This window comes from Nonomuraea sp. NPDC049480 (assembly GCF_044465905.1).
In the GTDB taxonomy this organism is placed as follows: domain Bacteria; phylum Actinomycetota; class Actinomycetes; order Streptosporangiales; family Streptosporangiaceae; genus Nonomuraea.
On the sequence record NZ_JBITMD010000003.1, the window covers coordinates 556,584 to 570,227 of the forward strand.

Below are 13,644 nucleotides of genomic sequence, written 5' to 3' on the forward strand. Positions count from 1 at the left end.
CCCCAGAAGGGGAGGCTCGGCGCGGCCAGGCGACTGGCCGCGCCGTCTTCCTCGCCAGGAGTAAGGCCATATCGGCTGTGAGAAAGGGCAAGATCGTGGCTGGCTTCTCCCGCCCGCGATGCGTTCAGGGCGCCGCACCGGCGGCTGTAGCGCGTGTGACCGACCTCGTCAGGAGACGAGGTCATGGAGGCGTCGTCCTGTCGCTGCTGGCCATCGCCTCGGCGCTCACGATCACCGGATGCGGTGTACAGGCCGAGGCGGACAGTGGCGCCGGCAAGACGGGCTCCGGCAAGGCTCCACGGACGTACACCGTGGAGCAGCTGGCGGCCACCATCGGCTGCACCGCCCAGATCACCCTGAAGGCTCTCGACTACCGCAAGGGGGAATGCACCCACGACGGGATCCCCTATGTGTTCCTCGACTTCAAAACGGCCGAAGGCCAGCGTGAGTGGCTCGACTACGCCCAGATGTACGGTGGCCTCTACCTCGTCGGCGATCGGTGGGTGCTGTCGGCCAAGTCCGAGGCCTTCATGCAGGAATTGAGCAAGAAACTCGGGGGCACGGTTGAAGTACACGGCCCTGCCGGCTCGTCGCCGTCCCCATCCTCGTCCTCGTCCCCATCTTCGTCTTCGTCCGCGAGTCACCACCACTGATCCATGGAGGCCTGGAGACGTGTATGCGTGTCGCCGTCAATGGCGGAGTTTGTGCTTGCGCGGAGCTGGAATGCTGGTGGAGGGGTAGCGGTTCTACTCCGTGGACATCGACGACGACGAGCGAGGAGCCACTTGTGGCGACCACCGAAGTAACCGAGAAGAACTTCAACGACATCGCCGACAAGGGGATTGTCCTGCTCGACTTCTGGGCGGACTGGTGCCCGCCGTGCAAGAAGTTCGGGCCGATCTTCGAGCAGGCGTCGGAGAAGCACGACGACATCACCTTCGGCAAGATCGACACCGACGCGGAGCAGGCGCTCGCGCAGGGTTTCGACATCACCTCGATCCCCACGCTCATGGCCATCCGCGACGGCATCGTGGTCTTCGCCCAGGCCGGCGCCATCCCGGCCCCCGCGCTGGAGGACCTGATCCGGCAGGTGCGGGCGCTCGACATGGACGTCATCAGGGCCGAGCTCAGCGAGGAACTGAAGAACGCCGAGCAGAGCTGATCGGCCGCAGCCGCACACGAAGAGCCCCGCCTGTCCGGCAGGGCTCTTTTCCATCTCACGCCCGCTAGGGCTTGCGGCCGACTCCCACGTACCCGAAGTCGATGCCGTTCCCCGGGGCGTCCGGGTCGTCGGGACGCCACCCGTTCACATACGACAGGCCCGGCTCGGCGAGCTCGTACCCGTCGAAGAAGCGCAGGATCCCCTCGCGGGTCCGGAGGCTGAGCGAGGCCGTGGCCTTCCGGTAGATCTCCAGGGCCTGCGGGGTGGTGTCGGGCGTGGAGTCCACGGCGTGGCTGATCACCAGACGGCTGCCGGGCGCGCTCGCCTCCCGCAGCTTCGTCACCACGTCGTACGCGATGTCGTCGGGGATGAAGTGCAGGATCGCCAGCATCAAGAACGCCACCGGCCGGTCGAAGTCGATCAGGTCGTCCAGCTTGGCCAGCAGCGCGTCCGGCTCGCGCACGTCCGCCTGGATGAAGTCGACGTTCTCCTTCCTGGCCAGCAGCGCCCTTCCGTGCACGCACACCACCGCGTCGTAGTCCACGTAGACCACGCGTGCCTCCGGGGCGATCTCGTGGGTGTTGCCCTGGGTCGGCAGGCCGGCGCCCAGGTCCACGATCTGGTGGACGCCCTCGTCCACCACGTGCCGCACCGCCCGGCGCAGAAACGCCCGGTTCGCCCGGGCTCCCTGTTTGGTGTTGGGAAACGTCTTGAGAATCTGTTCCGCCGCTGCCCGGTCGGCCGCGAAGTTGTCCTTGCCGTCGAGAAAATAGTCGTACATGCGCGCGACGTTGGGGATGTTGGGGTCCACCCCCTCTGGGGCACTGTCCACGTTTACTCCCAGATTTCGTCCTATTTCGGGGTGATCATAGTGGCGCATCTCCACAATTCACCCGAAATCCGTTCGGTCCTAGGGCCCAATGAGACGCAAATCACCCGCCGTCATTGAATGACCCCTTGACCCGTCACGCCCCGCCATGCGTCGCTCACGGCCCGCCGCCCGCCGCCTGCTGCGCGCTGCCCATCGCACGAGGCGGGTCGCCTATGGCTCGCGCTGGCTGCCCGCTGTGCGTTGCCCGCTGCGCGCCGCCGCCGCGCAGCCGTCTGGGGCCGGCCGCGTTTCCTGGCCGGTGCACGTGTGGCGCTGCGTTTGCGTGCGGACTGCTGTGCGCCCCGTTCCTTCACGTGCGGTCGTGTGGGCAGCGGCGGGTGGGGCGAGCAGCGGCGGGCTCCGGCGCGCTCCGGCGGGCAGGGATGGTCAGCCGCGGTAGAGCTCCGCGACGCGGAAGGCCAGGTCGAGGGACTGGCCGCGGTTGAGCCGGGGGTCGCAGGCCGTCTCGTAGCGGGTGGCGAGGTCGCCCTCGACGATCCCGTGCCCGCCGCCCACGCACTCGGTCACGTCGTCGCCGGTGAACTCGATGTGGATGCCGCCGGGATGCGTCCCCAGCGCCCGGTGCACCTCGAAGAACCCGGCCACCTCGTCCAGCACGTCGTCCAGCCGCCGCGTCTTGTGCCCGCTGGGCGCCTCGAACGTGTTGCCGTGCATCGGGTCGCACACCCACGCCACCTGGGCCCCGGAGGCGGTGACCTCCTTGACCAGCGTCGGCAGGTGCTCGCGGATCTTGGAGGCGCCCATCCGGGTGATGAACGTGAGCCGCCCCGCCTCGTTGTCCGGGTTGAGCCGCTCGACCAGGGCGAGGGCCTCCTCGGGCGTGGTCGTCGGGCCGAGCTTGACGCCGATCGGGTTGCGGATGCGGGCGAAGAAGTCGACGTGCGCGCCGTCGAGCTGGCGGGTGCGCTCGCCGATCCAGACCATGTGCGCCGACACGTCGTACGGCAGCCCCGTACGCGAGTCGATGCGCGTGAGCGCCCGGTCGTAGTCGAGGATCAGCGCCTCGTGCGAGGAGTAGAACTCGACCGTGTGGAACTCCTCCGGATCGGCGCCGCAGGCGCGCATGAACGCCAGCGCCTGGTCGATCTCCCTGGCCAGCTGTTCGTAACGGCGCCCGGCCGGCGACTCGGCCACGAAGTCCTGGTTCCAGGCGTGCACCTGGCGCAGGTCGGCGTAGCCGCCCTTGGTGAAGGCCCGGGCGAGGTTGAGCGTCACGGCCGAGGAGTGGTACGCCTTGAGCAGCCGCCACGGATCGGGCTTGCGCGACTCGGCGGTGAACTCGAAACCGTTGACCATGTCGCCCCGGTAGGCGGGCAGCTCGATGCCCTCGCGGGTCTCGGTCGGCTTGGACCGCGGCTTGGCGAACTGGCCGGCCACCCGCCCGATCTTCACGACCGGCACCTTGCCCGCGTACGTCAGCACGATCGCCATCTGCAGCAACGTCTTGAGCTTGTTGCGGACGTTGTCGGCGGTGGCGCCGGAGAAGGTCTCGGCGCAGTCGCCGCCCTGCAGGACGAACGCCTCGCCGCGCGCGACCGCGGCCAGCTGGTCCTTGAGCTGGTCGCACTCGCCGGCGAAGACCAAGGGGGGCAGGCCGCCGAGCTCGGCGACGACCTTGTCGAGCTCGCCGTGGTCGGGCCAGTCGGGCTGCTGGGCCGCGGGGAGGGCTCGCCAGGAATCAAGATCCAGAATATTGCTGCTCACGAGATACGAGGGTATTCCACTGAGCACGCCGCTACCGACCCCGTTGTCCAGCATTTGGCACCCGCCCGGGCCCAGGACCGGCCATTTCTCCGCTACTTCGGGCGTTATGTGGATATTTCCGCAGATGGGCTCGGTCACATCTCCTTCGTGGCGACGTGCTCGGGACGGACCCCGAAGCCGAGGAAACGCGGCCCCACGCGGTTGAGCAGCGGGATCCGCGGCAGGTGGCGCGGCAGCCAGGTCGGGTCGAACCGGCCCCGCAGCGCCCTCCTGATCAGCAGGTTCTGGGCCAGGCGCTGGGCGGCCTGGGTGATCCTGGTCGGCGGCATCCGCCGTTTCTGCAGCAGGTGCAGGGTGGACTCGGGGATCGGCGCGCCGGACCTGAGCGACCCGGCCAGCAGGTTGGCGGCCGCGACCGCGTCCTGCACGGCCAGGTTGATCCCCACCCCGAACACCGGCGACATGGCGTGCGCCGCGTCCCCGATGCACAGGAACCCGGGCCGGTGCCACCGGCGCAGCCGGTTGAGCGCGACCGTGAGCACACTCACGTCGCCGTAGCCCGCGATCTGCCCCACCCGGTCCGACAGGAACGGCAGCAGCGACGCCACGGGCTCGCGGAGCGCCCCGATTCCCGCCGTGACGAGCCGGTCGTACCCGCCCTTGGGGATCAGGTACGCGAGCTGCCAGTAGCTCACCCGGTTGATCGCCACCATCATGTGGCCGCGCGAGATCCGCAGGAACGAGTCCTCGGGATCCCCGTCCCGCCAGGGCAGCCGGAACCACACCACGTCCATCGGCGCGCCCAGTTCCTCCGGCACGAGCCCCGCCCGTTCACGCAGCACCGAGTGGCGCCCGTCGGCCGCGACGGTCAGGTCCGCGCGGATCTCGTGCTCGCCGGAGTCGTCGCGGTACCGCAGCCCGCGCACGGCGCCGTTCTCGCGGATCAGGTCGTACGCCTCCGCCCGCATCAGCATCCGGAACCCCGGGTACCGCTCCGCGGCCGACGTGACCGTCTTCAGGAAGTCCCACTGCGGGAGGAAGGCGATGTAGTTGTACGGTCCGGGGAGCTCGCGCAGGCTCGCCAGCCGGATGTCGCCGGTGTCGCTCACCAGGCGGGGCTCGTACAGCTTCCTGTGGGGCAGTTTCAGCAGCTCGCCCGCCAGCCCGAGCTCGTCGAGCACCTGCAGCGTGGACGGGTGGATCGTGTCGCCCCTGAAGTCGCGTAGGAAGTCGGCGTGCTTCTCCAGGAGCGTGACCTCGACACCCGCCCTGGCCAGTTGCAGCGCGAGCATCGCGCCCGCCGGGCCGCCGCCCGCTATCACACAGGTCATAATTCATCACCTAGTGAGATTGTGCCACATCTCCGGAAATGAGCAAGCTCCGAGGCCATCCGACATGCCCGAACGGCCGAAGTACATGCGTGAGCCGCCTCTCACCGTGGAGTGAAAAAATGACCGACGACCTCCACACCCTCTCCGGTGCCTACGCTGTGCACGCACTGCCGTACGCCGAGTGGGTGCTGTTCGAGGAGCACCTGCGCGCGTGCCAGATATGCGGAGCCGAGGTACGGCGTCTGCGGGAGACGGTCGCCAGGCTGGCGGAGGTGGTGGCCGAGCCACCGCCCGCCATGCTCCGCGACCGCCTGCTCGCGGCCGCGCAGGAGTCGCGCCGCCGCGACGGCCGGCCGGAGCGGGTGCCCGACGACAGCCCCACCGTCTGGAGGCCCCCGGCGGCGCGCGGCCACGGCGGGGCGCCGCCGGACGCGCCCACGGTCGCCGTGCCGCCGGACGCGCCCACGGTCGCTGGGCCCCCATTCCATCGGGAGGGGGACGCCCCGACGCTCATGATGCCGCCGGGAGCCGGGTTCGGGCCGGCGCAGGTGACGCGGTTCCCCGTACAGCCGCAGGTCCCGGCCGGACCGGAGATCCCTGTGCGCCCGGAAGGCGGCGACAATGTCGTGCCGCTCAGGCGCGGACGGTCGAAGATCCTGGCAGGGCTGACAGCGGTGTCCGCGGCGGCCGCGATCGCGCTCGGCGCGGTGGCCTTCGACGCCCGCCGCGACCTCGGCGACCTGACCGCGCGGAACGAGCAGGTGGTCGCCGTGCTGGCCGCAGCCGACGCCCGGACCGTACGCCAGCCGATCACCTCGGGAGGCATCGGCACGGTCGTGATCTCCCGGGCCGAGGGCCGGATGGTGTTCACCTCGTCCGGACTGGCCGAGCTGCCGGACCACAAGGGGTACGAGCTGTGGCTGATGGGCCCCGACGGCCCGCGCCCGGCCGGGATGCTCGGCGGCGCCGAGGGGGGCGTCACCAGCCCCATGCTGCTCACACCCTCGACGAAGGACGACAAGGTGGCGCTCACGGTGGAGCCGGCGAGCGGCTCCGAGAAGCCCACCACTCAGCCCATCATGCTCGCCCGGCTGCCTGCCACCTGAACGGGGCAGGTCTGGGCAATGATCGTTTCCTGAGAGATAGTGCAGGGCATGCGTATCTTCGCGGCCTTGGTGCTGGCCGCCGCCATGTCATCCGTGCCGTTATCCGCGCCCCCGGCCCGGGCCTCCGCCGCCGAGCCGGGCTCCGCGACCGTCGTGCCCGTGCAGGTCACCGGCCCCCCGGCCAAGCGGTTCAACCTGATCCTCATGGGCGACGGCTACACCGAGGCCGAGCAGGCCGGGTTCCGGGCCGACGCCGACCGTCACCTCAACGTGATGTGGTCGATCGAGCCGTTCAAGTCGTACCGGACCTACATCAACGTCTACCGGATCGACATCGTCTCCGGTGAGTCCGGCATCAGCTGCGATCCCGGCCTCGACTCGCCGCGCCGGACGACACCGCTGAGCATGGGCTTCTGGGGCCGCTGCAACCCCGCCAGCGTGCAGCGCCTCATCACGATGGACAACGCCGCCGCCACCCGCTACGCGAACCTCGTGGCCGGCACCACGTCCGGCAACCGGCAGATCCTCGCGCTGGGCAACAGCGGCACCTACGGCGGCGCGGGCGGCACGTACGCCACCGCCTCCGGCAGCAACAGCATGTCCGCCCTGATCAGCCCGCACGAGCTGGGCCACTCGCTGGGCGGCCTGCAGGACGAGTACGACTACTACCAGCGCGGCGTCCCCGGCGGCGCCTACACCGGCCCCGAGCCGTCCAGCGAGCACCACACCCTGCTCACCGAGCAGCAGCTACGCGACCAGCAGAAGAAGTGGTGGCGCTGGCTGGGCGAGCCGAGCGAGTCCGGCGGCCCGATCGGCCGCTACGAGGGCGGCCTGTACTACACGACCGGAGTGTGGCGGCCCAGCGCGCACTCCATGATGAAGACCCTCGGTTACTACTTCGACCAGGTCAGCCGCGAGGTGATGACGCAGCGCATCACCGCCAAGACCATGGTGATCCAGGACTCGGCCCCCGTGGACGCGCCCGTCGGCGCCGACCGCGTGCTGTGGGTGGAGCCGATGCGCCCGGTGAGCCACCCGCTGACGACCACCTGGACCCTGGACGGCCGGGAGCTGCCGGGCGACCGGGACGCGTTCGACCTGCGCACGATGGACCTCTCGCCGGGCACGCACACGGTCACCGCCACCGTCGCGGACCCGACCGAATTCGTCAGGGAACCGGCGATCAGGCAGGCCATGACCAGATCCCGCACCTGGACGGTGGACACCGCGCTGACCACCCCGCCGGACGGCGTCGAGCCCGCCATCGTCTCCGCCACGCCCGCCGACCGGCCGCTCGGCCGCGACGACGTGGTGTACGTCGAGACCACCCACCCCGCCGCCGCCGTCCCCGAGATCACGTGGACGCTCGACGGTGAGCGGGTGAAGGGCTCCGCCGCCGACCTCGACCTGGGCGGGCTCGACCTCGGCCCCGGTCCGCACACGCTCACCGCCTCCCTCGGCGGCCGGACGATCACCTGGTCGATCGACGCGAGGCCGCCCGCCACCGCGTACGAGCTGTCCGAGCCGCTGGCCGGGTCCGGCGACACCTACGTCTACAACGGCCCCTTCTCGATGCGGCTCACCGGGACCGACGACCGCGACGGCCACGTGGTCTCGGAGTCCCGGGTGGACGGCGACGGCTGGTTCAACTACTTCGGCTGGCCAACGTCGTCGCAGCTGCCGTGGACGTTCTCGGAGCAGGGCACGGTCATCGACTCCCTCGTGTACGGCAGGCTGCCGCGCGGCCGCCACACGATCGAATACCGCTCCATCGACGCCGCCGGCAACTACGGCAAGGCGAGGAGCTTCACCGTCACCACGATCGCGCCGCCGCCCGCCTGCACCCGCACGATCACCGGCGCCCACAGGGGCGCGCTCGCCGTCGCCGGCGGCGTCACCTGCCTCGACCACGCCCAGGTGACCGGCCCCGTCACGGTGAAGGCCGGCGCCTCGCTGGTGGTCACCGGCGGTCGCATCACCGGCGCGCTGGCCGCGGCCAAGCCGGCCGCCGTGCACCTGCTCGGCGCCCGCGTCCAGGGCGCGGTGACCGTCACCGGCGCGACCGAGCTGATCGTCGTGGGCGCCGACGTGCGCGGCGTCGTGCTGCTGACCGGCAACACGGCGCCGATCCTGTCCGGCACCACGGTCAAGGGCGCGCTCGCCTGCGCGGGCAACACCCCCGCGCCGGCGGACCTCGGCGTGCCGAACAAGACGGCCGGCGCGGGCGCCGGCCAGTGCGCGAAACTAGCCCAGGGCGCTGAGGGAGGAGCGTACGAGGCGGTCCAGCACGTCGTTCAGTGATCTGATCGCGCCGTCGCGGATCCTGGCGTACTCGTCCTGCGGGTACTGCCGGGGTCCGTTCTCCACCAGCAGGATCAGGTAGAGGTAGGCCCGGTAGAGGTCGAACCGGATGAGCGCGGACGGGGTGAGCTCGAGCGGCGTCACCTCGCGGTAGCCCGCCAGCAGCGGGTCGTCCTCGCGCAGCTCCCCGAAGATCGTCGGTGTGACGAACTCGGCGATCGGGTCGCCCCAGAACGCCCGCTCATGGTCGATGATGGCCTGGATCCGCGGCGTCCCGCTCAGATCCAGGAAGACGTTGCCCGCCCACACGTCGAAGTGGACCAGGCACGGCGTCGTCACCTCGTCGAGGACGTGCGCGGCGCCCTCGAACACGGCCATGATCTCGTCGACCGGCCGGGGCAGCGGCGTCGGATAGCGCTCGGTGTCGCCGAGCAGCGCGCCCACCATGGCCAGGAACGCCTCCCGCCAGGTCGTGCCCACGATCCCGGCGTGCGGGTAGCCGAACAGCTCGCCGGTCACCGTGTTGAACCTGGCCAGGTGGCGGCCCAGCTCCCGGCGCAGCGCCTGCTCGCCCTCGGGCTTGACGTCGTTCCACGACACCCCGTCCAGCGCGGCCAGCATGAGATAGTCGCCGCCCAGCACCGGGTCGTCGTAGCCGGCGTGCACCAGCGAAGCCACCGGAACGCCCGCCCCGGCGGCCAGCTCGATGGCCTCGGCCTCCGTGCGCAGCAGGTTGCGCTCGTAGCTGAGCTGGTCGAGCTCGGGCGGCGGCGACAGCTTCAGCACCACCTGACGCCCGTCCTCGAGCACAAGCCGCCAGACGGCGTTGGCGTAGCCGTCGGTCAGCTCGGTGGCGGACGCCACACCCGTGCCCAGCGCCCGCCGGGCCAGGGCGGCGAGCTCGGCGAGGGATAAACGGCGCTTGGTCCTGCTGTCCACAGTGCTCCCTTCCGTGGGGATCCTCTCAGGCGGACTGCCGGCGTACCAGATGCGTGTCCAGGATCACCACGGGCTGGCGCAGCACCTCGCCGTTGATACGGGCCACCAGCAGCTGCGCCATCTGGCGGCCCATCGCCTCGGTCGGCTGGTGGACGGTGGTCAGCGGCGGGTCTGCGCTCACCGCGGCCTTCGAGTCGTCGAACCCGATCACCGCCACGTCCTCCGGGATCGCCCGCCCCGCGGCCTTGAGCACGCGCATCGCGCCCAGCGCCATCGGGTCGGACGCGGCGAAGACCGCGTCGAGATCGGGATGCCGCTCCAGCAGCTCCGCCATCGCCGCCGCGCCGCTCTGCTCGGAGAAGTCGCCGTAGGCCACGATCTCCGGCAGTCCCGAGGACAGCAGCGCGTCGCGGTAGCCGGCGAGCCGGTCCACGCCCACGCCCATGTCCTGCGAGCCGGCGATCGCGGCGACCGCGCGGCGGCCGAGGCCCAGCAGATATTTGACCGCCTGCCGGGCCCCTGCCCTGTTGTCCATGTCCACGTAGCTGTACGGATTGAGGCCGACGGGCAGGCCGCCGAGCACGGTCGGCACGCCCATCGCCTCCAGCCGACCCGGCAGCGGGTCGGCGCCGTGGAGCGACAGCAGCAGCACGCCGTCGACGTGCTGCCCCGTCAGGTAGTGCTCCAGCCGCGCGTGCTCCTCCGGGGAGCGGGCCATGGCGAGGATGAGCTGCAATCCGGTCTCGGCCAGGGCCGAGCCGATGCCGCGGATGGTGCCGGCGAAGTAGGGCTCGTCGAACACCCGGAATTGCGACTCGGACACCACCAGCGCGACGGTGTCCGTGCGGCGGGTCACCAGGGCGCGGGCGGCTCTGTTGGGCACGTAGCCGAGCTCGCGAATGGCCACCTCGACGGCCTCGCGGGCCTTGGCACTGACGTTGGGCGAGCCGTTGATGACCCTCGACACCGTGCCCCGGCCCACACCTGCCCGGGCCGCGACAGCCTCAAGAGTCGGTCGGTTCATGACGCCTATTCTGCCGGATGATCTCCGAGTACCAGAGCGCGCTGTCCTTGAGCCTCCGCTCCTGGCTCTCGAAGTCCACGTGGACCAGCCCGAACCGCTTGCCGTAGCCCCACGCCCACTCGAAGTTGTCCATCAATGACCAGGCGAAATAGCCCTCCAGGGGCACGCCCGCGTCGATGGCGTCCTTGCACGCGCGGAGGTGCGCCTCCACGTACGCCTGCCGCTCCCGGTCGTTGACCCGGCCGTCCACGAGCACGTCGTCGAAGGCGGCGCCGTTCTCGGAGACCACCATCGGGATCGGCGGGTAGTCGCGCGCCACCCTCGTGAGGATCTCGACCAGGCCGTCCTCGTCGATCTCCCAGCCCATCGCCGTCACCGGACGCCCGCCGCTGACGAACGACACGTGCTCGCTGCCGACCCACGGCGAACCCGTATCCGTGGGCGCCGCCGCCGCCGACTGCCTGCCGCCTGGTGCTCCCGAGACCGTGAAGCGGCTGTAATAGTTGACGAGCAGCACGTCGATGGGCGCGTTGATGATCTTCATGTCGCCCGGCTGGATGAAGTCCTTCTCGCCGGGCAGGTCGTTCAGCACGTCCTCCGGGTAGCGGCCGAGCAGCAGCGCGTCCAGGAAGAACCGGTTCTGCAGCCCGTCGATGCGGCGTGCCGCGTCCAGGTCCGCCACGCTGTCGGTGGCCGGCGTGATCGCGTACAGGTTGACGCAGCCGCCGACCCGCCGGGCGCCCATCGCCTGCACCGACAGCCCATGGGCCAGATTGAGATGGTGCGCGCCCCTGATCGCGTTCTCCGGCTCACGCCGGCCCGGGGCGTGCTCGCCCGAGGCGTAGCCGAGGAACGCGGAGCACCATGGCTCGTTGACGGTGCTGAAGGTGTGCACGTGATCCTTCAGCGCCTCATGGACCGTCGCCGCGTAGTCGGCGAAGCAGTAGGCGACGTCGCGGTTGGGCCAGCCGCCCTTGTCCTCCAGTTCCTGGGGCAGGTCCCAGTGGTAGAGGGTCAGCCAGGGGTCGATGCCGTGCCCGCGCAGCTCGTCGGTGAGCCGCTTGTAGAAGTCCAGCCCCTTCTGGTTGACCTTGCCGGAGCCGGTCGGCTGGATGCGGGGCCAGGAGACCGAGAAGCGGTAGGCCGACAGGCCCAGCTCCGCCATGATGGCGACGTCTTCCTTGAACCGGTGGTAATGGTCGATCGCCACGTCCGCGTGGTGGCCGTTGAGCACCCGGCCCGGAGTCTTGGCGAACGTGTCCCAGATGGAGGTGCCCCGCCCGTCCTCGCTGACGGCCCCTTCGATCTGGTACGCCGAGGTCGCCGCGCCCCACGCGAAGCCCGCAGGGAAGCGCAGCCCGGCACGCGTCTGTTCCTCTTGTGTCGTCACGCCTTGACCGCACCTTCCATGAGTCCGCCGACGATCTGGCGGCCGAATACGACGAATACCGCGACGAGCGGGATGATGGACAGCGCCGTGCCGGCGAAGATCAACGTGTAGTTCGTGGAGAACCTGGCGTTGAGCTGGGTGATCGCGATCTGCACGGTGGGATTGTCCGGGGTCAGCACGATCAGCGGCCACATGAAGTCGTTCCACATGAGCATGAACGTGTTGATGCCGAGCACCGCCATTCCCGGCCGTACGGCGGGCAGGACGACGTTCCACCAGATCCGCAGAGTGGCGGCGCCGTCCACCCGGGCCGCCTCGACCAGCTCCATCGGCACGGCCTGCCGCGTGTACTGCGTCATCAGGAACACGCCGAACCCGTTGAGCAGGTACGGCAGGATGACCGCCGTGAGCGTGCCCGTCCACTCCAGGCTCACCATCAGCCGGTAGAGCGGCACCACGCCCATCTGCTGCAGCGGCACCGCCATCGTCAGCAGCACCAGCACCAGCAGCAGGTTCCTGCCCTTGAACTTCAGGTTGGCGAAGGAGAAGCCGGCCAGCGTCGAGATGATGACGACGGAGACGGTGACGACGCTCGCGACGATGAACGAGTTCGTCAGGCCCAGCAGGAAGTGCGCGTCAGGATGGTTCAGCACCGCGACGATGTTCTCGCCCAGGTTGCCGCCCGGCAGGAACGCCGGCGGCACCGAGACCGCGTCCGCGTTGGTGCGCGAGGCGATGACCAGCATCCAGTACAGCGGGAACGCCGACAGCACGACGGCCAGGCCCAGCATGACCCTGGTGATGACGGTCGGAGACCAGTTGGTCATTTCGTGCCCCCGATCCTGCGCACGAACAGGAAGTTGATCGCGGCACCGATGAGAATGAGCAGGAACAGCAGCCAGGCGGCCGCGGCGGCGTAGCCGTAGTCGAACTCGCGGAAGCCCTGCTTGACGATGAACATGGCCACCGTCTGGAACTGGCCTTGCGACCCGCCGTCGACGTTGCCGTTGTAGAACGTGGTCGGCTCGGAGAACAGCGTCAGGCCGCCGATCGTGGAGTTGAGCACCACGAAGATCATGGTCGGGCGCAGCATCGGCAGCGTGATCTGCCAGAACTGCCGCCGCCGCGAGGCCCCGTCGATCGCGGCGGCCTCGTACAGGTCCCGCGGGATCGTCTGCATGCCGGCCAGGAAGATGATCGCGTTGTAGCCGGTCCAGCGCCAGTCGACCATGGTGGCGATGGCGATCCACGACGGGATGCGCTCGGCCCGCCAGTTCGTGCTCTCCACGCCGAACCAGCTCAGCACCCAGTTGACCAGGCCCCAGTCGCGGGCGTACAGCTGCGTGAACACCACCGCTACCGCCACCACCGAGGTCACCAGCGGCAGCAGCACGCTCATCCGGATCGCCAGGCGGAACTTGAAGCGCTTGTTGAGCGCGTTGGCGAGGAACAGCGCCAGCAGCATCTGGGGGACGGTCGCGAGGACGAACATGCCCACCGTGTTCGTCACGGCGTTCCAGAAGTCCTCGTCCGCCAGCAGCGCGGTGTAGTTGTCCAGCCCGGCCCACTCGGTGGTCCCGGCCAGGTCGTAGTCGTAGAGCGAGTAGTACAGCGTGAAGGCCAGCGGGAAGAGTCCGAAGGCGGCGAACAGGAGGAAGTACGGGGACACCAGGGCGTACGGCATCGCCTTGACGTCCAGGCGGGAACGCCAGCGGCGGCCGGGCGGGCGGTCGCGGCGGCGGTTGCTCCCCACCGCCCGCGGAAGGGTGTCGAGGCTCATGGCAGACCTTTCAGC

12 protein-coding genes are annotated in these 13,644 nt (G+C 69.9%); 4 read left to right on the forward strand and 8 right to left on the reverse strand.

Annotation, left to right across the window (positions count from 1 at the left end; translation table 11 throughout):
• Positions 1-155 precede the first annotated feature (155 nt).
• Together ACIBX3_RS12305 and trxA are read left to right on the forward strand one after the other, a co-directional pair.
• Complete coding sequence (locus tag ACIBX3_RS12305) at positions 156-653, forward strand: hypothetical protein (protein WP_397116011.1); 498 nt, start codon at positions 156-158, stop codon at positions 651-653.
• A gap of 134 nt (positions 654-787) precedes the next feature.
• Positions 788-1,162 (forward strand): thioredoxin, encoded by a 375-nt coding sequence (gene trxA, locus ACIBX3_RS12310; RefSeq protein WP_397116013.1) that lies wholly within the window; start codon positions 788-790, stop codon positions 1,160-1,162.
• 64 nt (positions 1,163-1,226) lie between these two features.
• Here the strand turns inward: trxA and ACIBX3_RS12315 are convergent, their stop codons facing one another.
• The 3 genes from ACIBX3_RS12315 to ACIBX3_RS12325 form a co-directional block, all read right to left on the reverse strand.
• The gene (locus ACIBX3_RS12315) at positions 1,227-1,994 is read right to left on the reverse strand and encodes an SAM-dependent methyltransferase (protein ID WP_397116015.1); all 768 of its coding nucleotides are present in this window, start codon (positions 1,992-1,994) and stop codon (positions 1,227-1,229) included.
• A 426-nt stretch (positions 1,995-2,420) separates the two neighbouring features.
• A complete protein-coding gene (locus tag ACIBX3_RS12320) occupies positions 2,421-3,758 on the reverse strand; it encodes a class II 3-deoxy-7-phosphoheptulonate synthase (protein ID WP_397116017.1) in 1,338 nt (445 codons plus the stop codon).
• Positions 3,759-3,892: 134 nt separating this feature from the next.
• Complete coding sequence (locus tag ACIBX3_RS12325; RefSeq protein ID WP_397116019.1) at positions 3,893-5,089, reverse strand: FAD-dependent oxidoreductase; 1,197 nt, start codon at positions 5,087-5,089, stop codon at positions 3,893-3,895.
• Between the two features lie 119 nt (positions 5,090-5,208).
• On the opposite strand from ACIBX3_RS12325, the gene ACIBX3_RS12330 reads away from it, so the two are divergent.
• Both ACIBX3_RS12330 and ACIBX3_RS12335 read left to right on the forward strand, forming a co-directional pair.
• Positions 5,209-6,195: an anti-sigma factor domain-containing protein gene (locus ACIBX3_RS12330; RefSeq protein ID WP_397116021.1), complete on the forward strand. Its 987-nt coding sequence runs from the start codon at positions 5,209-5,211 to the stop codon at positions 6,193-6,195.
• Between the two features lie 48 nt (positions 6,196-6,243).
• A complete protein-coding gene (locus ACIBX3_RS12335; RefSeq protein ID WP_397116023.1) occupies positions 6,244-8,496 on the forward strand; it encodes a M64 family metallopeptidase in 2,253 nt (750 codons plus the stop codon).
• On the opposite strand, the gene ACIBX3_RS12340 is transcribed toward ACIBX3_RS12335, so the two are convergent.
• Genes ACIBX3_RS12340 through ACIBX3_RS12360 form a run of 5 tightly spaced genes read right to left on the reverse strand, consistent with a single transcriptional unit; the run spans position 8,440 to position 13,629 of the window.
• Positions 8,440-9,435, reverse strand: coding sequence for a phosphotransferase family protein (locus tag ACIBX3_RS12340; RefSeq protein ID WP_397116025.1), 996 nt, complete (start codon positions 9,433-9,435; stop codon positions 8,440-8,442). The two genes, ACIBX3_RS12335 and ACIBX3_RS12340, sit on opposite strands and share 57 nt — an antisense overlap.
• 25 nt (positions 9,436-9,460) lie before the next feature.
• A complete protein-coding gene (locus ACIBX3_RS12345) occupies positions 9,461-10,459 on the reverse strand; it encodes a LacI family DNA-binding transcriptional regulator (protein ID WP_397116027.1) in 999 nt (332 codons plus the stop codon).
• Positions 10,440-11,849: a GH1 family beta-glucosidase gene (locus ACIBX3_RS12350; protein WP_397116029.1), complete on the reverse strand. Its 1,410-nt coding sequence runs from the start codon at positions 11,847-11,849 to the stop codon at positions 10,440-10,442. Before ACIBX3_RS12350 ends, ACIBX3_RS12345 begins: the two co-directional genes overlap by 20 nt.
• Positions 11,846-12,676, reverse strand: coding sequence for a carbohydrate ABC transporter permease (locus tag ACIBX3_RS12355; RefSeq protein WP_397116031.1), 831 nt, complete (start codon positions 12,674-12,676; stop codon positions 11,846-11,848). The genes ACIBX3_RS12350 and ACIBX3_RS12355 overlap by 4 nt, the downstream gene beginning before the upstream one ends.
• Positions 12,673-13,629 carry a carbohydrate ABC transporter permease gene (locus tag ACIBX3_RS12360; protein ID WP_397116033.1) on the reverse strand — a complete coding sequence of 319 codons (957 nt, stop codon included), beginning with the start codon at positions 13,627-13,629 and terminating at the stop codon, positions 12,673-12,675. The genes ACIBX3_RS12355 and ACIBX3_RS12360 overlap by 4 nt, the downstream gene beginning before the upstream one ends.
• Positions 13,630-13,644 lie beyond the last annotated feature (15 nt).

Excerpts from the sequence above, each read along its gene's own strand:
- ACIBX3_RS12330 (WP_397116021.1), top strand. The coding sequence starts at position 5,209 with ATGACCGACGACCTCCACACCCTCTCCGGTGCCTACGCTGTGCACGCA.
- ACIBX3_RS12360 (WP_397116033.1), bottom strand. The coding sequence starts at position 13,629 with ATGAGCCTCGACACCCTTCCGCGGGCGGTGGGGAGCAACCGCCGCCGC.
- ACIBX3_RS12355 (WP_397116031.1), bottom strand. The coding sequence starts at position 12,676 with ATGACCAACTGGTCTCCGACCGTCATCACCAGGGTCATGCTGGGCCTG.
- ACIBX3_RS12325 (WP_397116019.1), bottom strand. The coding sequence starts at position 5,089 with ATGACCTGTGTGATAGCGGGCGGCGGCCCGGCGGGCGCGATGCTCGCG.
- ACIBX3_RS12335 (WP_397116023.1), top strand. The coding sequence starts at position 6,244 with ATGCGTATCTTCGCGGCCTTGGTGCTGGCCGCCGCCATGTCATCCGTG.
- ACIBX3_RS12345 (WP_397116027.1), bottom strand. The coding sequence starts at position 10,459 with ATGAACCGACCGACTCTTGAGGCTGTCGCGGCCCGGGCAGGTGTGGGC.